At 61.5% G+C, this 21,967-nt stretch carries 19 protein-coding genes; 9 read left to right on the forward strand and 10 right to left on the reverse strand.

What is annotated here, in order from left to right:
* The first annotated feature begins 9 nt into the window (after window positions 1–9).
* The 4 genes from G5V57_RS14550 to G5V57_RS14565 are packed head-to-tail and all read left to right on the forward strand — an operon-like array spanning window position 10 to window position 4,819.
* Window positions 10–1,263, forward strand: a complete 1,254-nt coding sequence (locus G5V57_RS14550; RefSeq protein ID WP_165168190.1) for a CtpF protein — start codon at window positions 10–12, stop codon at window positions 1,261–1,263.
* Window positions 1,263–2,786, forward strand: a complete 1,524-nt coding sequence (locus G5V57_RS14555) for a CpaF family protein (protein WP_206530265.1) — start codon at window positions 1,263–1,265, stop codon at window positions 2,784–2,786. Before G5V57_RS14550 ends, G5V57_RS14555 begins: the two co-directional genes overlap by 1 nt.
* Window positions 2,787–2,828: 42 nt before the next feature.
* Complete coding sequence (locus G5V57_RS14560; protein ID WP_165168191.1) at window positions 2,829–3,836, forward strand: type II secretion system F family protein; 1,008 nt, start codon at window positions 2,829–2,831, stop codon at window positions 3,834–3,836.
* Window positions 3,837–3,853: 17 nt separating this feature from the next.
* Window positions 3,854–4,819, forward strand: a complete 966-nt coding sequence (locus G5V57_RS14565; protein WP_165168192.1) for a type II secretion system F family protein — start codon at window positions 3,854–3,856, stop codon at window positions 4,817–4,819.
* Window positions 4,820–4,864: 45 nt separating this feature from the next.
* Here the strand turns inward: G5V57_RS14565 and G5V57_RS14570 are convergent, their stop codons facing one another.
* A complete protein-coding gene (locus G5V57_RS14570; protein WP_165168193.1) occupies window positions 4,865–5,623 on the reverse strand; it encodes a tetratricopeptide repeat protein in 759 nt (252 codons plus the stop codon).
* Window positions 5,624–5,832: 209 nt separating this feature from the next.
* On the opposite strand from G5V57_RS14570, the gene G5V57_RS14575 reads away from it, so the two are divergent.
* From G5V57_RS14575 to G5V57_RS14585, 3 genes are all read left to right on the forward strand, one after another.
* Entirely contained in the window at window positions 5,833–7,227 is a 1,395-nt protein-coding gene (locus tag G5V57_RS14575; RefSeq protein ID WP_165168194.1) for a M17 family metallopeptidase, read from the forward strand.
* A gap of 78 nt (window positions 7,228–7,305) precedes the next feature.
* The gene (locus tag G5V57_RS14580; protein ID WP_165168195.1) at window positions 7,306–7,650 is read left to right on the forward strand and encodes a MarR family transcriptional regulator; all 345 of its coding nucleotides are present in this window, start codon (window positions 7,306–7,308) and stop codon (window positions 7,648–7,650) included.
* Window positions 7,651–7,661: 11 nt separating this feature from the next.
* Window positions 7,662–8,507, forward strand: a complete 846-nt coding sequence (locus tag G5V57_RS14585; protein ID WP_165168196.1) for a C40 family peptidase — start codon at window positions 7,662–7,664, stop codon at window positions 8,505–8,507.
* Window positions 8,508–9,235: 728 nt separating this feature from the next.
* On the opposite strand, the gene G5V57_RS14590 is transcribed toward G5V57_RS14585, so the two are convergent.
* From G5V57_RS14590 to G5V57_RS14620, 7 genes are all read right to left on the reverse strand, one after another.
* On the reverse strand, window positions 9,236–10,180 hold the full coding sequence (locus G5V57_RS14590; protein WP_165168197.1) for a glyoxylate/hydroxypyruvate reductase A: 945 nt from the start codon (window positions 10,178–10,180) through the stop codon (window positions 9,236–9,238).
* Window positions 10,181–10,182: 2 nt separating this feature from the next.
* Window positions 10,183–11,811 (reverse strand): ABC transporter ATP-binding protein, encoded by a 1,629-nt coding sequence (locus tag G5V57_RS14595; RefSeq protein ID WP_165168198.1) that lies wholly within the window; start codon window positions 11,809–11,811, stop codon window positions 10,183–10,185.
* Window positions 11,808–12,911, reverse strand: coding sequence for an ABC transporter permease (locus G5V57_RS14600; protein WP_165168199.1), 1,104 nt, complete (start codon window positions 12,909–12,911; stop codon window positions 11,808–11,810). Before G5V57_RS14600 ends, G5V57_RS14595 begins: the two co-directional genes overlap by 4 nt.
* A gap of 3 nt (window positions 12,912–12,914) precedes the next feature.
* The gene (locus tag G5V57_RS14605; RefSeq protein ID WP_165168200.1) at window positions 12,915–14,027 is read right to left on the reverse strand and encodes a microcin C ABC transporter permease YejB; all 1,113 of its coding nucleotides are present in this window, start codon (window positions 14,025–14,027) and stop codon (window positions 12,915–12,917) included.
* Window positions 14,028–14,037: 10 nt separating this feature from the next.
* Window positions 14,038–15,852: an extracellular solute-binding protein gene (locus G5V57_RS14610; RefSeq protein WP_165168201.1), complete on the reverse strand. Its 1,815-nt coding sequence runs from the start codon at window positions 15,850–15,852 to the stop codon at window positions 14,038–14,040.
* Window positions 15,849–17,726 (reverse strand): extracellular solute-binding protein, encoded by a 1,878-nt coding sequence (locus G5V57_RS14615; RefSeq protein WP_165168202.1) that lies wholly within the window; start codon window positions 17,724–17,726, stop codon window positions 15,849–15,851. The genes G5V57_RS14610 and G5V57_RS14615 overlap by 4 nt, the downstream gene beginning before the upstream one ends.
* Window positions 17,727–18,022: 296 nt before the next feature.
* Window positions 18,023–18,565 (reverse strand): cytochrome c family protein, encoded by a 543-nt coding sequence (locus G5V57_RS14620; protein ID WP_165168203.1) that lies wholly within the window; start codon window positions 18,563–18,565, stop codon window positions 18,023–18,025.
* A gap of 124 nt (window positions 18,566–18,689) precedes the next feature.
* Here G5V57_RS14620 and G5V57_RS14625 point away from each other — a divergent pair, with 124 nt between their 5' ends.
* Both G5V57_RS14625 and G5V57_RS14630 read left to right on the forward strand, forming a co-directional pair.
* Window positions 18,690–19,442 carry a 3-deoxy-manno-octulosonate cytidylyltransferase gene (locus G5V57_RS14625; RefSeq protein WP_165168204.1) on the forward strand — a complete coding sequence of 251 codons (753 nt, stop codon included), beginning with the start codon at window positions 18,690–18,692 and terminating at the stop codon, window positions 19,440–19,442.
* Window positions 19,443–19,456: 14 nt separating this feature from the next.
* Entirely contained in the window at window positions 19,457–20,323 is an 867-nt protein-coding gene (locus G5V57_RS14630; RefSeq protein WP_165168205.1) for a prephenate dehydratase, read from the forward strand.
* A gap of 4 nt (window positions 20,324–20,327) precedes the next feature.
* On the opposite strand, the gene nudC is transcribed toward G5V57_RS14630, so the two are convergent.
* The gene (gene nudC / locus G5V57_RS14635) at window positions 20,328–21,197 is read right to left on the reverse strand and encodes an NAD(+) diphosphatase (RefSeq protein ID WP_165168206.1); all 870 of its coding nucleotides are present in this window, start codon (window positions 21,195–21,197) and stop codon (window positions 20,328–20,330) included.
* Between the two features lie 114 nt (window positions 21,198–21,311).
* Complete coding sequence (locus G5V57_RS14640; protein ID WP_165168207.1) at window positions 21,312–21,764, reverse strand: MerR family DNA-binding transcriptional regulator; 453 nt, start codon at window positions 21,762–21,764, stop codon at window positions 21,312–21,314.
* Window positions 21,765–21,967 lie beyond the last annotated feature (203 nt).

The following is a 21,967-nucleotide window of genomic DNA, read 5'->3' on the forward strand; positions in this document are numbered from 1 at the left end:
CCTTACGAAATGTACCAAGCCGTCTTGAACGCCGAATTTGACTTTGATGCCGCCCAACCGGTGGTCGCATCGGTACCCCATATCAATATCCGTGCCTTCTGCGGCGATGAGCGGACGCTTCAGTCCGTTCAGGCCGCCGCTACCGACCGGCGCATGTCACGGGCACATGTCCAGATGCATATGGGCGGAATTGCTGCCGCCGTTCAAGTCTTTCAGAGCGAGCTCACGCCCAATGTCCTGATCGTCGAGACCGCCGGCAGCCGCGAAACCGTCCTCACGGAACTGGCGCAACTGGCGCAGGTCTGCGGTCCCGAGACCAAGGTCATCGTCATCGGTCACCTGAACGACGTGCTGCTCTATCGCGAGCTGATGCGCCAGGGGGTGAGCGAGTATCTGGTGGCGCCAGTCCATCAGCTTCAGCTCATCGAAGCGATCGCCGCCTTGTTTCATGATCCGAAGGCGAAGCCGCTCGGCCGCATCTTCGCCTTTGTCGGCTCGAAAGGCGGCGTCGGGTCGAGCATGCTCGCCCATAATATTGGATGGTATCTGTCGCGCCATCTTGATACCGATACGATTATCACCGACTTCGACCTGGCCTTCGGCACCGCCGGGCTCAATTTCAACCAGGATGCGTCGCAGGGCATCGCCGACGCGCTGGGCCAGCCTGACCGCGTCGATCAGACGCTGCTCGACCGTCTTCTGACCAAATGTGGCGACAAGCTCAGTCTGCTGGCCTCACCCGGCGCCATCGACCGTGACGTGCATATCGATACCACCGCTGTGGAGACTATCCTCAACACGGTTCGCCACAGCGTGCCATGTGTCATTGTCGACGTACCGAATATGTGGGCCCCCTGGATCAAGCTCACGCTGCTGCAGGCCGACGAGGTGGTCATCACAGCGACGCCGGAACTTGCCAGCCTGCGCAATGCCAAGAACCTAGTCGACCTGCTCAAGCAGGCGCGCCCGAATGATCGCCCGCCGCGACTCGTGATGAATCAGGTCGGCGTTCCCAAGCGCCCGGAAATACCGGTGGCTGATTTCGCCAAGGCGATCGGACTGGAGCCGGCCCTGATCATCGCTTATGACGCACAGACCTTCGGCACCGCCGCCAGCAATGGCCAGATGCTGGCCGAAGTATCCGCGAAGGCCAAGGCGGCTGAAGCCGTGGCCAATCTGGCGCAGATGCTCATCGGCCAGGAGAAGCCCAAGCCGTCCAAATTCTCGCTGACCTTTGCCAGTAAATTGCTAAGGAAGAAGTGATGTTCGGAAAGCGCGGCGAACAGACCGAATTCCCGTCAAGCGGGATACAACCTCTACGACCGGCCAATGGGCAGCAGCCTCTGCATGGGGCTGCGCCTCATCCGCCGATTCCGGATCTCAAGATCCAGTCCGGCGCCGTGCCGCCGCGCAGCGCCGCTGAGCCGCCACGCACCGGCCTACCGCAGACCTTAGCGACGTCGCCGACGAAGCCCCTTGCCGGCGCGCCTCCCCGCCGGTCTGAGAACTATTACGATATCAAGTCGACCATCTTCAATGCGCTGATCGATGCTATCGACCTGACTCAGCTGAGCCAGCTCGATCGCGAGGGCGCGCGCGACGAAATCCGCGACATCGTCAACGAGATCATCACGCTCAAGGATGTGGCGATGTCGATCGCCGAGCAGGAGGACCTGCTCGAGGACATCTGTAATGACGTGCTGGGCTATGGGCCGCTCGAGCCTCTCCTGGCGCGCGACGACATCGCCGATATCATGGTCAACGGCGCCAATACCTGCTTCATTGAAGTCGGCGGAAAGATGGAAAGGACTGGCGTCCGCTTCCGCGACAACGGCCAGCTTCTGAATATCTGCCAACGTATCGTTAGTCAGGTCGGACGCCGTGTCGATGAAGCCTCACCGATCTGCGATGCGCGCCTCGCCGATGGTTCACGTGTCAACGTGATCGTGCCACCTCTGGCCATCGACGGCCCCACGTTGACCATTCGCAAATTCAAGAAAGACCGGCTCAAGCTACCCAATCTGGTGAAGTTCGGCACCATCACCCCGGAAGGGGCGACCATTCTCGAGATCATCGGGCGCGTGCGCTGCAATATCCTGATCTCGGGCGGCACCGGCTCCGGCAAGACGACGCTCCTCAATTGCCTCACCGGCTATATCGATCATGACGAGCGCGTCATCACCTGCGAGGACGCCGCTGAGCTTCAGCTCCAGCAGCCGCATGTCGTGCGCCTCGAAACCCGACCGCCCAATCTCGAGGGCGAAGGCGAGGTGACGATGCGCGATCTCGTCAAGAACTGCCTGCGCATGCGGCCCGAGCGCATCATCGTCGGCGAGGTCCGCGGACCCGAGGCCTTCGATCTTCTGCAGGCGATGAATACCGGCCATGACGGGTCGATGGGCACGCTGCACGCCAACAGCCCGCGCGAGGCGATTTCACGTCTCGAATCCATGATCACGATGGGCGGTTTTGCGTTGCCATCCAAGACGATCAAGGAGATGATCGTCGGCTCGATCGACGTCATCATCCAGGCCTCGCGCCTGCGCGACGGCTCGCGGCGCATCACTCATATCACCGAGGTCATCGGCATGGAGGGCGAGGTGATCATTACCCAGGACCTCTTCGTCTATGAGGTTGTTGGCGAAGATGCCCAGGGCCGCATCATGGGCAAGCATCGCTCGACCGGCATCGCCCGGCCGCATTTCTGGGACCGTGCCCGCTATTTCAACGAAGAGAAACGCCTGGCCGAGGCGCTGGAGCGCGCCGAGTCTCGCAACGAAGGATAGAGCCGGCCCCAGGGCTGAAGGTCGGCGTTAGGGAGTTCGTCTATGGGTGATGGTCTGCAGCAAATGGGCTTTCTGGCGCTGGTGGCGCTGGCGGTCGGCGGCCTCCTGCTGGCGATCCTGTATCCCTATTTCTCCGGTGCCAAGCAGACGGAGAAGCGCGTCAAGGCTGTAACGTTGGACGCGAAGGCTCCGGTACGGCAAAGCCTGCGCGCCCGGCTCATGGCTGAGGACCCGAAGGACACCCGCCGCAAGCAGTTGCAGGAGTCGCTGAACCAGCTCGAGGAGCGGGAGCGTCAGCGCCGCCGGAAACTGACGCTCCGCGTTCATCTCATGCAAGCGGGCCTTGAGACTTCGCCGAGGCTCTTCCACGTGTTCTCACTGATCGTCGGGATACTCATCGGTTTCGGCGCGTTCGTCGCCGGCATGCCCTGGTATGTCGCGGTCGTCGCCGGCATTGCCGGCATGCTCGGGCTTCCGCGCTGGATATTGAAGTTCCTGGTCCGGCGCCGACAACAGATATTCCTCAACGATTTTGCAGACGCCGTCGATATTATGGTGCGCGGCCTTAAATCCGGCCTTCCGGTCACCGACGCGATGAGGATCATCTCCACCGAGACGCCGCAACCGGTCGGTCCCGAATTCCTCGAGATCGTTGAGGGTCAGCGGGTCGGCATCTCCATCGATCAGGGCATCGAGCGCATGTATGAACGCATGCCGCTCGCGGAAGTGAACTTCCTCGGCATCGTCATGAACATCCAGTCCAAGACCGGCGGCAATCTCGCCGAAGCCTTGAACAACCTGTCCAAGGTCCTGCGCGACCGCAAGAAGATGAAGGCCAAGATCACCGCCATGAGCCAGGAGGCCAAGGCTTCCGCCGCGATCATCGGCTCTTTGCCGTTCGTCATAATGGGCGCGCTGACCGTCCTTAATCCGGCGTATCTCAATCCGCTCTGGGATACCACCATCGGCAATTTCCTGGTGATCGGCTCCGGCGTTTGGATGCTGATAGGCATCCTGATCATGCGCAAGATGATCAATTTTGATTTCTGACGAAGGCGTTTGTTGACATGGATATCGAGTTATTCACGAAACCCGAGACTCTGATCACCCTTCTTGTCGGTCTTTCCGCCTTTGCGACCATATTGACCATCGCCGCCCCCTTGCTTCAGGGTGACCAGATGAAGGCGCGCATGAAGAGCGTCGCCACGGAACGTGATCGCCTGCGCGCGGCGCATCGGGCCTCTCTTGCCGACGGCGCCCGACTGCGCGACCGCGCCAAGCCGGGGCTACTCACGCAGTTGGTCGAAGGGCTCAACCTCAGGAAGGTCCTCGAAGCCGAAACCTCGCGCGACACTCTACGCCAGGCTGGCTATCGCAGTGAAAACCACCTGGTCTATTTCCTCGCCGCACGCTTCATCGCGCCCATCATCCTGGCGGCGATCTTTTTCATCTATTCGACCCGGGTCTTCGGCGACAGCATTCCGACCAATATGCGATTCGCCGCCGCGATTGTCGGCCTGGTCGCCGGCTTTTATCTGCCGAACATCTATGTGAAGAACAAGATCAACCGGCGCCAGCTTTCGATCAAAAGGGCCTGGTCCGATGCGCTCGATCTCCTGCTGATCTGCGTCGAGTCCGGCATGTCCATCGAGGCCGCCATGCAGCGGGTGTCGCGCGAGATCGGCAGCCAGTCGGTTCCTCTGGCCGAGGAACTGACACTGACCTGCGCCGAGCTTTCCTATCTGCCCGACCGGCGCAAGGCCTTCGAGAATCTCGGCAAGCGCACCGGGCTTCCGATCGTCAAATCCGTCGTCACCAGTCTTATCCAGTCGGAACGCTACGGCACCCCGCTCGGCCAAGCCTTGCGTGTCCTGGCCCAGGAGAACCGCGACATGCGCATGATGGAGGCCGAGAAGCGGGCCGCCGGTCTGCCGCCGAAGCTCACCGTGCCGATGATCCTGTTCTTCCTTCCCGTGATCTTCGTCGTGATCCTCGGCCCATCAATTATCCTGGTGATGGCGGCCAACAAGTAGCGCGTCGACTCAAGAAATGGAAAGCTGGTGTGGTGCGTGCGCTCTTCAGCCCGCCGGCTTGTCGGTGAGCTGCTGCCAGGTATTGGGCTGCGCCAGCATTTTCTGCAGATAGGCCATATTCTCCTCGACCTGCTGGGGCGGCAGATCGGTGCTGGCGATCTGGCTGGCGTCGTCGAAGCGGCCTTGAAGCCCGACGACGAGCGCCAGATTCTGCCTCAGCCGCGGCTCCTTTTTTCCTTCCGGCGAAGCGGATGCCTGCTTCAGGACCGTCTCTGCCTGCTTGAGGTCGCCTTCGAGGGCGTAGGACATGCCGAGATTGTTGAGGATGGCGACATTGCCCGGCGAGATCTTCAGCGCGCGCTGGTAGTACTCGCGCGCTTCGCTGTATTTGGCCTGCTGGTCGAGCGTCGAGCCCATGGCCGAATAGGCTTTCCAGTCGGTGCTGCCGGCGGTGATGGCCTTGGCGAGGACGGTTTGAGCCTGTTGCGATTGTCCGGCCTGCGCGAGTTCGCGGCCATAGATCGTCAGCAGCTTCTGATCTTCGGGATGATATTGGGTGAGCGTCCCCAGCACCTGCAATTGCTGGGTGCTCTGGCCGAGCTTCTTGAGCTGGCCGGCATAAGCGAGCCCGAGCTGCAGGTTCTTGGGGTCGGACTGCCAGCGCTCGCCGAGCTTGGCGGTTTCCTTGAGCGATGCCGGCGACGTGCTGCCGGTGGCCAGGGGATCCACGCCATCGAGTCCATCCTTGTTCTGGCAGGCGCCGAGAGCAAGGGCAGAGCTGATGAGGAGGGCGGCGAGGCTCAAGCGCCTCGTGAAGGAAGATCGACAGGTAGCCGGCATTCGCCCTTACTCCGATATTTCTGCGGCGATCGGCTCGTGAACCCGCTATCCGCTTTTGCGGGTCATTGTGGAAAACAGTCCTCAATAAACCATTAACCATGAGCGGGCTTTGCTATAGATCACGATGAGTTCCCCCGGTTCGACTGAACCGACACCCGCCTCGAGGATTTCCCATGCCGAAAGAGCCACTTCCGCTTCTGCCCCCCAGCCGTGCCCAGGACGCCATACCGGTTATCCCCGTGACACTCAGATCCTGGCCCGGCATCGAGCGCGCCCTCGACAAGCCGGCCAAGGCATGGCTCAAGGCGACGGGTTTCAGCGGCCAGCCGGGCAAGCATGCGCTCCTGCCTGACAGCTCCGGCCATCTGCACACGGTCTATTACGGTATGGCCGAGACGGCGAAGGCCGGCGAGGCTTTCGACTTCGGCAGGCTGGCGCGCCTTCTTCCGGAGGCGACCTATCGTATCGCGGGCGAACTTCCGGATCCGCGCAACGCCGTCATGGGTTGGTTGCTCGAAACCTACCGTTACGAGCGCTACCGCAAGCCGTCGGGGCCGCCGCCGCGCCTCGTCTGTCCGGCGCAGCTCGACCACGCGGCGCTGCTGCACGCGGCGCAAGCACATTTCATGGTGCGCGATCTCGTCAATACGCCCTCGGCCGATATGGGACCTGATGAACTCGAGAAGGCCGCGCGCCAACTGGCGTCCAGCCACCGCGCCAAGCTCCGCGTCGTCGCCGGCGATCGCCTGCGCCGTGATTTTCCTATGGTTCATGCGGTCGGCCAGGCAAGTCCCCGACGGCCGCGTCTCATCGATTTCACCTGGGGCCCGGCGCGCGCGCCGAAGGTGACGCTGGTCGGAAAGGGCGTGTGCTTCGACACCGGCGGTCTCGACATCAAGCCCGCTTCCGGCATGCTCACCATGAAAAAGGACATGGGCGGGGCAGCGAACGTCCTGGGGCTTGCCCGGATGATCATGGAGTCGCGGCTCAAGGTGAGACTGCGGGTGCTTATCCCCGCGGTCGAGAATTCGATCTCCGGCAACGCCTTCCGTCCGGGCGACGTGTTGACCAGCCGCAAGGGAATCAGGGTCGAGATCGGCAATACCGACGCCGAAGGACGCTTGGTCCTGGGCGATGCCCTCGCACTTGCCGATGAGGAGGCGCCGGAACTTCTCGTCGATATGGCGACGCTCACCGGCGCTGCGCGTGTGGCGCTCGGCCCCGATCTGCCGCCCTTCTACACGGATGACGATACGCTCGCTCAGGATCTCGCGCGCCATGCGACGACGATGAACGATCCCATCTGGCGCATGCCGTTTTGGACGCCCTATTACGCGCTGATCGATTCCTCGGTCGCCGAGCTCAACAATGCCGGCGAATCGGGCTTCGCCGGATCGGTCACCGCCGCCTTGTTCCTCAAGCGCTTCGTCGAGCGCGCCCGGTCCTATGTGCATTTCGACATTTTCGCCTGGGTGCCGACCGCCAAGCCCGGACGGCCCCGGGGTGGCGAAGCCCAGGCGATCCACGCGCTCTACGGGGTGATCGCGGACCGCTACGGCAAAGCGTAAAAGCGGAAGTGCTTGCAGGCCTCGCTGCGCTGGGGCAGAATGAAACGGCTCCGTAACGATTAAAACCGGACCTGTTCCATGAGCGTCACTTTGTCGGCGGCGCAGGCTTTGCAGCTTTGGCATGATGTCAACCTTCATCTGGTGCGCAGCGACGAGCCGGATCTCTCGACGCGGCAGATCACCCTGCTGCTCACCATCTATCTGGAGGCGCCGCCCCACACGGTGCGCGATCTCGCCAGGAAACTCGGCGTCTCCAAGCCGGTGATTACGCGGGCGCTCGATTCGCTGGGCAAGATTGAGCTCTTGGCGCGCCGCCGCGACGAGGCCGACCGTCGCAATGTACTCGTGCAGAGGACAGTGCAGGGCGTTCTCTATCTCGAGCGCCTGGCCGAGACCGTTGGCAAGCTCGCCAAGCAGGTTTAGACCGGTCTCCCATGAACGAGCTCGATCCGCGCCTGCATGCCATCCGCCCCGATATTGCCGACGCCCGCCTGGGCGCGGCTGTCGGCGCCGCGCGTCCTGTCGAAGGAGAGGTGCGGGAGGTCGCGACTCCGATCCTGTCGCTTCATCGCGAACCGAGGTTCGACTCGCGCATTGATACCCAGGCCTTGCTCGGCGAGCGGGCGCGTGTCTTCGATACGCGTGAAGGCTGGGCCTGGCTGCAGCTCGAGAGCGACGGCTATGTCGGCTATGCCGCCCTGGATGATCTGACGCCGCCCGGCCCGGGGGCGACGCATCGCGTCGCGGTTCCTTCGACCTTCATGTTCCCGGCGCGCGACATCAAGGCGCAGCCGGTGATAACGGTGACCCTCAATGCCAAGGTCGCGGTGCTGCGCGCGGATGAGAGATTTGCGCATCTCGCCAATGGCCGCTTCGTCGTCGCCCGTCACCTTCAGCCCGTCGGCATGTTCGCAACGGATTTCGTCGCGGTGGCGGAGGCCTATCGCCATGTGCCCTATCTGTGGGGCGGCAAATCTGTATTGGGCCTCGACTGCTCGGGTCTGGTCCAGCTCTCGCTCCAGGCGACGGGGCGGGCATGCCCGCGCGATACGGACATGCAGGAGAAGGCGGTTGGTTATGCTCTGCCTACGGACGATATCGAGAATCTGCGGCGCGGCGACCTCATCTTCTGGGAGGGCCATGTCGGCATCATGGCCGATCCGCGCATGCTGCTGCATGCCAACGGCTATTTCATGCAGGTGACGCTCGAGCCTCTGGCCGACGCTGTCGAACGCATCGCCGCGCGCTACGGCCGGATCACCTCAATCAAGCGGTTTTAACGCGCATCCCGGCGAAGTGGGGTTACGTCGCCGAAAAGGATTCTCGCCAAATCATTGCCGGCGCCGCGATGGGCGCTTGACATCGTGGGCCAGATGGCAGGATTTTGGAAATATCAAGTTGAGGAGTTGCGTTCGGACTTCAACTCCTCAGTCTGGCCGAACAGGCCCCACTATCCGAACTCCGATAGGATCAACCGAATGGCTCTCGGCCTCCGAATAATCCTTGAAGTCGTGCAAGCTTTGCTACGCGTGTGGAACAAGAAGGATGAGGGTAATCTCCTCGAGAATACCGCACAAATCAGCACGGCCTCTGGCGATGGAAGTGCGCTTGCAGCTACGGGATTTTCCCCCCCATCACAGCCGGGCGTAACGACAGGCGATGGAGCAGCGAGTCAATCGCCCGGAACTCCATCACGGCTGGCGAATGTACAGACCATCCATGGCCGGCCATTGAATGCGGCCGGATTGCGTGCCGTTGAGCATCGATGCCTTATGCCGACGGTTATGGGGCATTGCGGAACTGCAAAGACCACCCCGCCCGGACATGGCGGAGTCATTTTCCGTCTGGCCAAAAAAGCTCCGCAGCAGGAGAAGCAGTTGCCGGAAATTCAAAGTCGGCCAGCAACAAGTCCGCTAGCAGATGTCGCTACGTAAACTAGGCAAGGCGGCCAGGTAGTCCGGATATGAAAAAGTAGATACCGGCTTTCGCAAGAATCCCGCGATTTGCTCTAATAGCCGCGACTCCGATCGACGATATTCTCGACCGGCTCGCCCGCCTGGTGGCGCCGGATCTGCCGCAGCACATAAGCCGAGATCGTGTCGGGGTCGGAATCGGCCGCCATATGCGGTGTCACCGTCACCTTGGGATGGCTCCAGAACGGACTTGCCTCGGGCAGCGGCTCGGTCTCGAAGACATCGAGCGTGGCGGCATGGAGCGCGCCCGAATCGAGGGCGGCCAGGATATCGCTCTCGACCTGCTGCTTGCCGCGCCCGGCATTGATCAGGATTGGGGCGCCGAAGGGTCCTTTTCGCGACAGCCTGGCGATGAGGTCACGGTTGATGATGCCGGTCGTCTCCGGCGTATGTGGCAGCAGACTCACGAGAATATCGGTTCGTTCCAGGAACGAATCGAATTCCTGCGGGCCGGCGAAACATTCAACACCCGGAATGGATTTGCGTGATCGGCTCCATCCCGCCACCTTGAAACCGAGAGAGGCGAGTTTCCGCGCCGCGTCGCTGCCGAGTACCCCAAGTCCCATGATGCCCACCGACATGGCGGAGGCGGAATGGGTGGCGAATGAATCCCAGCGGCGTTGGCGCTGGCTCTCGTCCATCCGGCGCTGCTGGCGATGGTGCATTAGGACCTGCAGAACGACATATTCGGTCATCCGCATGGTGAGGTCGGGTTCGTTGACCCTGGCGATCGGCACGTCGTCAGGCAGCGTCGGGTCTTTCAATATGGCATCGACCCCGGCGCCCAGGGAGAAGATCACCTTGAGATTGGGCAGGCTCCTGAGCACGTTGGCGGGTGGGAGCCAGGCCACCGAATAGGTTATGTCGGCCTGATTGCCGATCTCCGGCCAGGTCCTGATGTCGAGATCGGGAGCGAGTCGACGCATTGCCTCCGTCCACTCGGCGACGGACCAGGAATTGATGAGATAGAGCAGGGCCATGATTATTGCTTGACGATTCCGGCGGGAGCCGTGCGCAGATGCAGCGCGGCGGCGATGAGGGCCTTGGTATAGTCGGTCTGAGGCGAATCGAAAATCTTCGCCGTCGGACCGGATTCGACCGCAAGTCCGTTGCGCATCACGATGACCTCGTTAGCGAGCGCGCGCACCACCTTCAGATCGTGGCTGATGAACAGATAAGCGAGATTGTGGGATTCCTGGAGCTGGCGCAGCAGATCGACGATCTGCGCCTGCACCGACATGTCGAGCGCGCTCGTCGGCTCGTCGAGAACGATGAAATTGGGCTCGAGCGCCAGCGCGCGCGCAATGGCGATGCGCTGGCGCTGGCCGCCGGAGAATTCGTGGGGATAGCGCTCCATCGCGGAAGGGTCGAGGCCGACCTCGGTCAACGCCTGGGCGACCCGGTCGCGTCTCTGCGCGTCGCTATATTCCTTGCCCTGGACAATGAGACCTTCCTCGACGATCTGGCGGATGGAAAGTCGCGGCGACAGCGATCCGTAGGGATCCTGGAAGACGATCTGCATGTCCTTGCGCAGCGGCCGCATGGCGCGCGCGTTGAAGCCGTCGATCCGCTGGCCGGCATAGACGATCGCTCCCTCCGACGCGATGAGGCGCAGGATCGCCAGGCCCAGCGTCGTCTTGCCGGAGCCCGATTCGCCCACGATGCCGAGCGTCTGGCCGGAGCGCACCGTGACGTCGACGCCATCCACCGCCTTGATATGCCCGACGACACGGCGGAAGAAGCCACGCTTGATCGGGAACCAGATCTTGAGATTGTCGGCCGAAACGACGACGGGCGCGGCGGCATTGCTCGCCGGCGGTTTGCCCTTGGGCTCGGCGGCAAGTAGCATCCTGGTATAGGCGTGCTGGGGATTGTCGAAGACCTTGGCCGTCTCGCCCGCTTCCACGATCTTGCCCTGCTGCATGACGCAGACCCTGTCCGCCATGTGCCGCACGATGCCGAGGTCATGTGTGATCAGGAGCAGCGCCATCCCGGTCTCGGCCTGGAGATCCTTCAGCAGCTTCAGGATCTGCGCCTGCACCGTTACATCGAGCGCCGTGGTCGGTTCGTCCGCGATCAGGAGATCGGGATTGTTGGCCAACGCCATGGCGATCATCACGCGCTGACGCTGGCCGCCAGACAGCTGATGCGGGAAATCCTCGAGCCGCGTCTCGGGATCGCGGATGCCGACCTTGGTCAAGAGCTCGATGATGCGCTGGCGCCGCGCCGGACCGGACAGCCGCTGATGCAGTTCGAGGATCTCGCCGATCTGTCTCTCCACCGTATGCAGCGGGTTGAGTGAGGTCATCGGCTCCTGGAAGATCATGGTGATGTCGTTGCCGCGCACCTTGCGGAGCGTATTCTCGTCCGCGTGCAGCAGTTCCTGCCCCTTGAAGAACACCTCGCCGGACGGATGCGACGCCGCCGGATAGGGCAGGAGCTTCATCACCGAAAGGGCGGAGACCGACTTGCCCGATCCCGATTCGCCGACCAGTGCCAGTGTCTCGCCCTTATTGATCGAGAAGGAGACACGATCCACCGCGAGGCTGGTCGAATTGCCTTGCTTGAAGGCGACCGAAAGGTCTCGGATATCGAGAAGCGGTGCGCTCATTGGAAGGTCTTCCTGGGGTCGAGCGCGTCGCGCACCGCCTCGCCGATGAAGACGAGCAGCGACAGCATGACCGAGGTGACGGCGAAACCGGTGATTCCGAGCCACGGTGCCTGCAGATTCTGCTTGCCTTGATTGAGAAGCTCGCCCAGCGACGGCGAGCCGGGGGGCAGCCCGAAGCCCAGATAATCGAGGGCCGTCAGCGTCGTTACCGAGGCCGCCACGATGAAGGGCATGAAGGTGACGGTCGAGACCACCGCATTGGGCAGGAGATGCTTGAACATGATCTTGGTGTTGGTGAGCCCGAGCGCGCGCGCCGCCCGCACATATTCGAAATTGCGGGCCCGGTAGAACTCCGCCCTGACCACGCCGACCAGCGACGTCCAGGAGAATAGCACCAGGATAAACAACAGGATCCAGAAGCTCGGCTCGATGAAGGCCGCGAGGATGATGAGCAGATAGAGAGTGGGGATGGCGGTCCAGATCTCGATGAAGCGCTGGAACAGGAGGTCGACCCAGCCGCCGTAATAGCCCTGCACCGCGCCCGCCGCGACCCCGAGCACCGAGGAGATCACGGTGAGGATCAGCCCGAAGAACACCGAGATGCGGAAGCCGTAGAGCAGCCGCGCGATGACATCGCGGCCCTGATCGTCGGTGCCGAGCCAGTTGAGGTTGCCGGCCACGCAATTGGGATCGGCGGTTTGCTGCGGGTACTTGGCGCAGGCCTCCTCCCGGCTCATATCGAAGGCGGGCCTGGAGGGGGCGGGGGACGGCAGATCGTTGTTGACCGTATTGTAAGTGTAGCGCAATGGCGGCCAGATCATCCAGCCATTGGCGCTGATCTCCTCCTGGATGAAGGGGTCGCGGAAGTCGGTGCGGGCGAGGAAACCGCCGAATTTCTCCTCCGGATAGTCGGTGAAGGGCGGGAACAGCAATTCCCCCTTGTAGGAGACAAGGATCGGGCGGTCATTGGCGATCACCGGCGCGAAGACGCTGACCACGAACAGGACGAGGAATATCCAGAGCGACCAGAAGCCGCGCCGGTTCGCCTTGAACAAGGTCCAGCGACGCTGATTCAATCCGGAGAGCTTGAACAAGGCCATGAATTAGAGGTCTCGGGACTCGAAATCGATTCTGGGGTCGACCCATGTGTAGGTGAGATCGCTGATTAGCGCCACCAGCAGCCCGACAAGGGTAAAGATGTAGAGATTGGCGAAGAAGACGGGGTAGTCCCGGTTGAGCGCCGAATTGAAGGTGAGGAGCCCAAGGCCGTCGAGCGAGAAGATCTGCTCGATGAGGAGGGAGCCGGTGAAGAAGGCGCCGAGAAAGGCGCCGGGGAAGCCGGCGATGACGATCAGCATCGCATTGCGGAAGACATGGCCATAGAGCACGCGTCTCTCTGACAGACCCTTGGCGCGCGCGGTGACGACATATTGTTTGCGGATCTCGTCGAGGAAAGAGTTCTTGGTGAGGAGCGTGGTCGTGGCGAAACCGCCGATGCCGAGTGCGATCAGCGGCAGGACGAGATGCCAGGCATAGTCGGTAATCTTGCCGAAGAAGGAGAGGTCGGAGAAATTGTCCGAGGTGAGCCCGCGCAGCGGGAACCAGTTGAAATAGCTGCCGCCAGCGAACATGACGATCATGAAGATCGCCAGGATGAAGCTCGGAATGGCATAGCCGACGATGATGACGCCCGATGTCCAGATATCGAAGGTGCTGCCGTCCTTCACCGCCTTGCGGATGCCGAGCGGAACCGAGACGAAATTTGTGATCAGCGCCAGCCAGATACCGAGCGAGATCGATACGGGCATCTTCTCGATGATGAGATCGACCACCGGCTTATCGCGGAAATAGCTGTCGCCGAAATTGAAGGTCAGATAGTTCTTCATCATCAGGAAGAAGCGCTCGGGGGCGGGCTTGTCGAAGCCGAACTGGACCTCGAGCTTCTTGATGAATTCGGGATCGAGGCCCTGGGCGCCGCGATATTTGACGCCGATCGAGCTGTCGCCCATGCCGCCGGCCTCCTGGCCGCGCCCGACCTCGCCGCCGGACTGCCCGCCGAAGCGCGCGGTGGCATCGACCGCGGTGCCCTGGATCTGCGCGATGACGCGCTCGATCGGCCCGCCGGGGACGAACTGGATGATGGCGAATGTCATCAGCATGATGCCGAACAGAGTCGGGATCATCAACAGCAGGCGTTTGGCGATATAAGCGCCCATCTATGCAGTCCTAGTTTCCGCGTTTCAGTGTCTTCGCCTTGTCGGCGTTGATCCACCAGGTATCGAGGATGCCTCTGTCATAATCGGGTTTGATTTTGGGCCTTTCGAAGATATCCCAGCGCACGATCCAGTGACTGGCCTTGCTCCATTGCGGGATCCAGATGTGCTCGGCCCTGAGCACCCGGTCGAGTGCCCGCCCGGTGAACAGCAGCTCCTCGCGCGATTGCGCGGCGATCATCTTGTCGATGAGCGCGTCGACCACGGGCGACGCGATGCCGGACAGATTGTAGCTGCCCTTGGCATTGGCCGATTCAGAGCCGAGCGAGCCGCGCAATTCGACGCCGGGCGTCTGCCCGCCTACCAGCCTGACCATCTCGATATCGAAATCGAAGTCCTTCATGCGCTCCTCGAGTTGCGCCGGATCGATATTGCGCATGGTGGCGCCAATGCCGAGGAGCTTGAGGTTCTTGACAAAGGGGGCAATGAAACGCTCGCTTGCCGGATCATCGATGAAGAATTCGATGGTGAGCTTCTCGCCCTTGGCGTTCTCGAGCTCCGTGCCCTTGCGCGTCCAGCCGGCCTCGGTGAGAAGTTGGGCGGCCTGCCGGAGAAGCTTGCGATCCTGGCCCGATCCATCCGAGACCGGCGGCACATAGACTTCGTCGAAGACCTCGGGCCGTAAATCCTTGCGGAAGGGCTCGAGGATCTTGAGTTCCTCCGGCGAAGGCTTGCCCTCCGCCTTGAGCGGGGAGTTCTCGAAGAAGCTCGCGGTGCGCTTATAGGAGCCGTAGAAGAGATTGGCGTTGGTCCATTCGAAATCGAAGGCGAGGTCGAGCGCTTTGCGCACGCGGATGTCCTTGAACTTGTCGCGCCTCATATTGAGGTAAAAGCCCTGGGCGCCGGACGGCGTGCCATCGGGCAGAACCTCTTTGATGAGCCGCCCCTCGGCCACCGATTTCGTATTGTAGGCGGTCGCCCAGTCGCGCGACGTCATCTCCTCGTGCAGATCGAGGACTCCCGCCTTCAAGGCTTCCACCAGAGCGGTGCGATCCTTGAAATACTCCAGGCGAATTTCATCGAAATTGTAGCGGCCCTTGTTGACCGGCAGGTCGGCGGCCCAATAGTCGGGGCGCCGGCGATAGGAGACATACTCGCCCTGCTTGTAATCGCCGATCTTGTAGGGGCCGGAGCCGAGCGGCGGATCGAGCGTCGATTTGGTGAAGTCGACCTTGGCGTAATAGGCCTTGGACAGGATCGGCAGCTCGGCGACCATCAGCGGCAGATCGCGCGTGTTCTCGCCCTTGAAGCTGTAGCGCACCTCATAGGGCGACAGCACTTCGCATTTCTCGACATCGCGGATGACGATGCGGATCCGCTCATTTCCCTCGGTCGAGATGAGGCGGAACGTGTCGCAGACATCCTCGGCCGTGAGCTTGGAGCCGTCCGAGAAGCGGGCTTCCTCGCGCAGTTGGAAGGTCACGCTCTTCTTGTCGGGCGCCAGATCGGCGCTTTTGGCGACCAGCCCATAGACGGCATCAGGCTCGTCATTGGCGCGCACCATCAGCGTGTCGAACAGCAGTTCGAGATTCTGGGCGGGATTGCCTTTCAGAATGTAGTTGTTGAATGAATCGAACGTGTCGATCGCCAATGTGCCGCGGCTGGCGAGGCGCCCGCCCTTGGGAGCATCCGGGTTCACATAGTCGAAATGTTTGAAGTCTGGCGGATATTTGAGGTCGCCGAACGCCGACAGCCCCTGGCGCGGTTCGGCCAAGGCGGGGGTGACGAGGAAGGCTAGGGTTAGGAAGGCAGGCGCCAGGTATCTCATTTGTTGGCCGCCGTGGCCTTGGCTTTGGCGTCGTCCCACCACCACAGTGTCGGGAAGCCGACGCTGTAATCGGGATTTTTCTCTGGAAAGCCGAAGCGGTTCCAGTGCGGATACCATTTCTCCGCGCGATAGAAATCCGGCAGTATATAGTAGTTCCACAGCAGCACGCGATCCAGCGCGCGGGTCGCCGCCACCAGTTCCTCGCGGCTCTTCGAGAAGATGATGAGGTCGATGATCTTGTCGACCACCGGATTTTTGATGCCGATGGAATTGCGGCTGCCTGGCCGGTCGGCGGCGGCCGATCCCCAGAATTCACGCTGCTCGTTGCCGGGCGAAAGGCTCTGAGCGAAGAGGCCGGTGATCACGTCGTAGTCGAAATCGCGCGTCCGGTTCTCGTATTGTGCTGAATCGATTGTTCTGACCGTGACCTTGATGCCGATCCTTTCGAGGCTAGGCTTGAAGGCGAGCGCCACATCCTCGAAGCCGGGATCGTCGAGCAGGAACTCGATGCTCATAACCTCGCCGGTCTTGTCGTTGGTGAGCGCATTGCTCTTGATCGACCAGCCGGCTTCCTTTAGCAGCCCGACCGCCTTGCGCAGATTGTCGCGGATATTCTGCGGCGTTCCGTTCACCGGATTCTTGTATTCGGTGGTGAAGACCTCGTCGGGGATCTGGCCCTTGAACTCGGTGAGGATATCGAGCTCCCGGCCTTGCGGCAGGCCGGTGGCGGCGAGCTCGGAATTCTGGAAGAAGCTCTGCGTGCGCTTGTTGTAGTTGCCGAAGGAGAGGATGCGCATTCGGCCTTCGAAATCATAAGCGAGGTTGAAGGCCTGGCGCACGCGCGGATCGGCGAATTTTGGCTTGCGGAGATTGAAAACGAAGCCCTGCATGGGCTCGGCGTCCTTGGTATAGAACGTCGTCTTGATGACGTTGCCCTTCTTGTAGGCCGGGAAATCATACTGGGTTTCCCATTCCTTGCTGCCGCCGCCTAGCCTGATGTCGACCTGATCGGCCTTGAAGGCTTCGAAGATGATGTTGCGGTCGCGGAAATAGATGATTTCGATCTCGTCGAAATTGTTGGTGCCGATATTCACCGGCAGGCTATTGCCCCAATAGTCCTTGACGCGCTCGAAGATGATCGACTGGCCGGGCTTCACGGTCTTGATGCGGTATTGGCCCGAACCCAACGGCGGCTCCAGCGTCGTCGCGGAGATATCGCGTTTCTTGCCCTGGGCGTTGGTGCCTTCCCAGTAATGCTTCGGCGCCACGATCGCCTGACCCATGATGCCCGGCAGTTCACGGTTGCCCTTGCTGTCGAAGAAGAACGTGATCTCGCTGTCGCCGGTTTGCTCCACCTTCTGCACGTTCTTGTAATAGAACTGATACTGCGGATGGTTCTCCTTCAGGAAGTTGAAGGTGTAGATGGCGTCCTCGGCCGTCATCGGCGCGCCGTCATGCCAGCGCGCCTCTTTGCGCAGGCGGAAGGAGACCAGCGAATAGTCGTCCGGATGATAGGTGCTCTCGGCGAACAGCCCGTATTCCGAGCCGACTTCGTCGAAACTCTGGGTGGTGAGGGTTTCTATAATATAGCCGATGCCGGCGGCCTGCTCGCCCTTGATGATGAAGGGATTGAGGCTGTCGAAGGACCCGACCGTGCCGATCCTGAGCCTTCCGCCTGGCGGAGCATCCGGATTCACATAGTCGAAATGCTTGAAGTCGGCGGGATATTTCAGCTTGCCGTAGATCGAGTTGCCATGCACGAACACCCGTTCCTGCGCCGCTGCAGGCACGACCGACAGCACCTTGAAGCCTGAAAGCGAGCTCAAGCCCAGAAGGGATGCCGTTTTAATAAGGCCACGCCGGGTTAGGATCATTGCTGACGGCACTCCATTGGTTTGGTTTCCCCGAAGATACGCATTCCTGGCCGGAAAGCAAAACCTCGCAGCATCGATCACAATGAGTTTGGATTGAGGCAATCCAAACTCATAAACGTGATCGATTCTAATAATTTAACGCGGGTTTGGCGCGAAAAACCGGGGTCCATTTTTTCGCATCCCGCGCCTTTGATAGCGGTTAAATCTTTGTGAGATTTGCGTTATTTCCGCGGCAAAACAAAGAGGCCGGCGTGGCAGCCGGCCTCTCGAAAAATAAGCTTAACAAATTCAGCCGTTTATGGTGCTGGAAGCGGCTTCGGGCTGTCCGACAGCGTCCGCAGATAAGCGAGAAGGTCGGCGCGCGCCTGATCGCGCTTGATGCCGCCGAAGGTCATCTTGGTCTTGGGCGCGAAACCCTTCGGATTGGTGATGAACTTGTTGAGGTTCTCGAAGGACCACTTGTCGGAGGCGTGCTCCTTCAACGAATCGGAATAGGCGAAGCCCTCATGCGCGGCGATCGGGCGCTCGACGACATCCCAGAGGTCGGGACCCGTCTTGTTGGGGCCGCCCTTTTCGAAGGAGTGGCACGCGAGGCAGGCCTTGGCCTGCGCTTGGCCCTTGGCCGGGTCGGCCTTGGCCAGCAGAGTGCCCAGCGATTCGGCGACTGCGGTGCCGCCGCCGGTTTCCCCGCTGCCGGTTGCGGCAACCTCGATGGCATAACCTTGCTTGTCCGGCTTTTCTGCGTGGTAGATCATACTCTTGGCCTGGTTGAGGCCGAACACCACGAGCGCCGTCGCCAGCAGGGCACCGGCAATTTTGTTGAATTCAAAACTGTTCATATTGGTAGGCCGGCTCCCCGGTTCCCTCAATTTCGCCATTGGCCGCGGAAACTAATTGTTTCTCGAATTGCCCGCAATACGTTAAAGCTCGCCTGTCCAATTTGCCGCGCCCTGCCTTAACCCCATGATTGAGCACCAGAATACGATAGTCATTATTCCCGCCCGGATGGCCTCGACCAGGCTTCCCGGCAAGCCCCTGGCCGATATCAACGGCGTTCCGATGATCGTCCATGTGTGGAAGCGCGCCATCGAGGCCAATGTCGGCCAGGTACTCGTGGCCTGTGCTGAGATGGAAATCGCCCGCATTATCAAGGCGTATGGCGGCGATGCCATCGTCACCAGCCCAGGGCTCGCGTCAGGCTCGGATCGGATCTCGGCGGCGCTGGCATTGCGCGATCCCGAGCGTCGCTTCCGCTTCATCGTCAACCTGCAGGGTGACCTGCCGACCGTGACGCCCCTCGACGTCCAGCGCTGCCTGGGCGGCCTCGTCAATGAGGGCATCGACATCTCCACCATCGCGGCGCCCATCACCGATGAAGCCGATGTCGCCAATCCGAACATCGTCAAGGCGATAGCGCCCTTGAGCGATGAGCGCGAGGTCGCCTTTGCGCGCGACTTCCAGCGCCTGCCAGGGCCTGAGCTCGGGCCTCGCTTCTGGCATCATATCGGGATCTATGCCTTCCGCCGCGAATCGCTCGAGCGCTTCGTCAAGCTCGAGCCCAGTGAGCGTGAGATCGAGCGTCGTCTCGAGCAGATGCGCGCGCTCGACAATGGCATGAGCATCGCGGTGGTACGCGTTGACTCGGTGCCTCTGGGTGTCGATACTCCGGCCGATCTTGAGGCGGCGCGCCAGATGATGAAGGCGAGCCGCTTTTAATTTGAGGGATTGAGATGACATCCAAGATCGCCTATCAGGGCGAGCCCGGCGCCAACTCGCATATTGCCTGTCGCGAAGCCTATCCCGACCACGAACCAGTGGCCTGCGGCACTTTCGAGGACGCCTTTGCCGCCGTGAAGGAGGGCGATGTCGACCTTGCGATGATCCCGATAGACAATTCGGTGGCGGGCCGCGTCGCCGACATCCATCACCTGCTTCCGGCCTCGAATCTCTATATCGTCGGCGAGCACTTCCTGCGCGTCCACCACCAGCTCCTCATGGTGCCCGGGACCGACGACGCAAGCCTCAAATCTGTGCACAGCCACGTCCACGCGCTGGGCCAGTGCCGTAAGGTGATTCGCGAGATGAAGCTCAAGGCGGTGGTCGCCGCCGATACCGCAGGTGCGGCGCGCGAGCTTGCCGAAGCGAAGGACAAGACGCGCGCGGCGATCGCCACCAGGCTTGCCGCCGAGATCTACGGCCTCGAGATTCTGAAGGAGAATATCGAGGACGAAGAGCACAACACCACCCGCTTCATCGTGCTCTCGGCGACACCACGCGATGCCGAGCCCGAGGAGGCGCCGGTCGTCACCAGCTTCGTCTTCCGGGTGCGCAACGTGCCGGCCGCCCTTTACAAGGCGATGGGCGGCTTTGCCACCAATGGCGTCAATATGACGAAGCTCGAATCCTATCAGCTCGAGGGACAGTTCTCGGCGACGCAATTCTATGCCGATGTCGAGGGCCACCCCTCCGAGCGTAATGTCAGGCTGGCGCTCGAGGAGCTCGAATTCTTCACCTCGCATCTGCGCGTGCTCGGCGTCTACAAGGCGAGCCCCTATCGCGCCGAGATCGCCCGCCGCATGGCGGGCTTCGGGCAGTAATCACTTACTTCAAAAGCGCGTCCATCAAAATCTTGTGAGCGATGGCCATGGGCGGAGGAACGCTCAGGGCATCCGGATGGCGCCCGTTGAGCATCGTCTGCGCTTCCACCTTGCTGAACCAGCGCGCCTGCTCGATCTCCTTCTCGTCGATGACGATGTCGCGGTTGAGCGCTTCGCCGATGAGACCGATCATCAGGCTCGATGGGTATGGCCAGGGCTGGCTCGCCACATAGCGGATGGCGTCGACGCGGATGCCCGTTTCCTCGAAAACCTCGCGCCGCGCCGCCTCCTCGATCGTCTCGCCGGGCTCCATGAAGCCGGCGAGCGCCGAATAGCGTCCCTCAGGCCACGAGCTTTGCCGGCCGAGCAGGACGTCATCGCCCGAGCGCACGACGATGATCACCACCGGGTCGGTGCGCGGAAAATGGTCGCTGGTGCAGTTGGGGCAGTGGCGGCGATAGCCGCCATCCTTCACCTGGAGCTCATGCGCGCAATGGGAACAGTAGCGGCGGCGCTGGTGCCAATGCAGCAGCGAGCGGGCCTGCGCGAGCATGGCCAGATCGCTCGCCGGCAGTTTGGCCTCGGTGGCGAGGCTTCTCAGATCCTGGGCGTTGTCGAGAGGCTCGACCGCTTCGCCGGCGAAGACGGCATGGCCGTCGGGGTCGATGCCGAGGAATATGGCCTCTGCGTCGATGGTCGTTTCATAGTGAAGGGCGCCCGCCTCGATACGCACCTTGTCGCCGTTGAGGCGCAGCAGCTTCGCGGTCGGTTCGGCCCGCTTCTTCGCGACCCAGTCCGCATCACCACGAAAAACGGCGGCTCGGTCAAGCGAGCCGCCGCAAAAGCCAAGCGCGTGGTCAGGAAAAAAGGGCACAGATTTTTCCGTCGAATCACACGCTCAATTGAAGGTTCCGCTCAGCTCTACCACTTCAGACCGTGGGTCTGAAGTGGTCATGACCCAGCGTTCGGAACCCTTAACGATCCCGTGTCATTCACCGTTAGCGGCGCGCCGGGGGGCGGCGGTCTCGGCGGCTTCACGCTCCTTCAGCATCCCGTCGACGACCGTGATGGTCTTTTCGAGGTCGCTGATGGCGTCTTCGAGCTCCAGGCGCTGCTTGCGGAGCGCTTCCAGCCTCTCGCGGAACTTGGTGGAGGATACGCGCAGCTGAGTGAGCTGGCCGTCGCGCAGATTGTAGAGATCGAGCATTTCCTTGATCTCTTCCAGCGAGAAGCCGACCTTCTTGCCGCGCAGGATCAATTGCAGGCGGGCACGGTCGCGATAGCTGAACAGGCGGGTCCAGCCGCGCCGATCGGGGTGCAGCAGGCCCTTCTGTTCGTAGAAGCGCAAGGTGCGCGGGGTCACGTCGAACTCTCTGCAGAGTTCCGTGATGGAATAGGTTCGATCCCGATTCGACCGGTCAGCAACCGTCGACTGAGCCATTTTTGCTCTCCGTTCGTTTTTTAGTGCCCTAAGGGGCGATTGCCGTCGCGTCGCCATTATATAGGCAGATCGCCACGATTCATAACCCCTGGTACCCCTAAATTTATGGATTGGCGGCACAACGCTGCCATAGGGTCACCGCATGGCTGGAACCAGGGGTTGCCGTTTGGCTAGAGGCGAATAAAGGCGAAGGCGTGGCGGGG

The organism is Nordella sp. HKS 07 (assembly GCF_011046735.1).
Lineage (GTDB): Bacteria > Pseudomonadota > Alphaproteobacteria > Rhizobiales > Aestuariivirgaceae > Taklimakanibacter.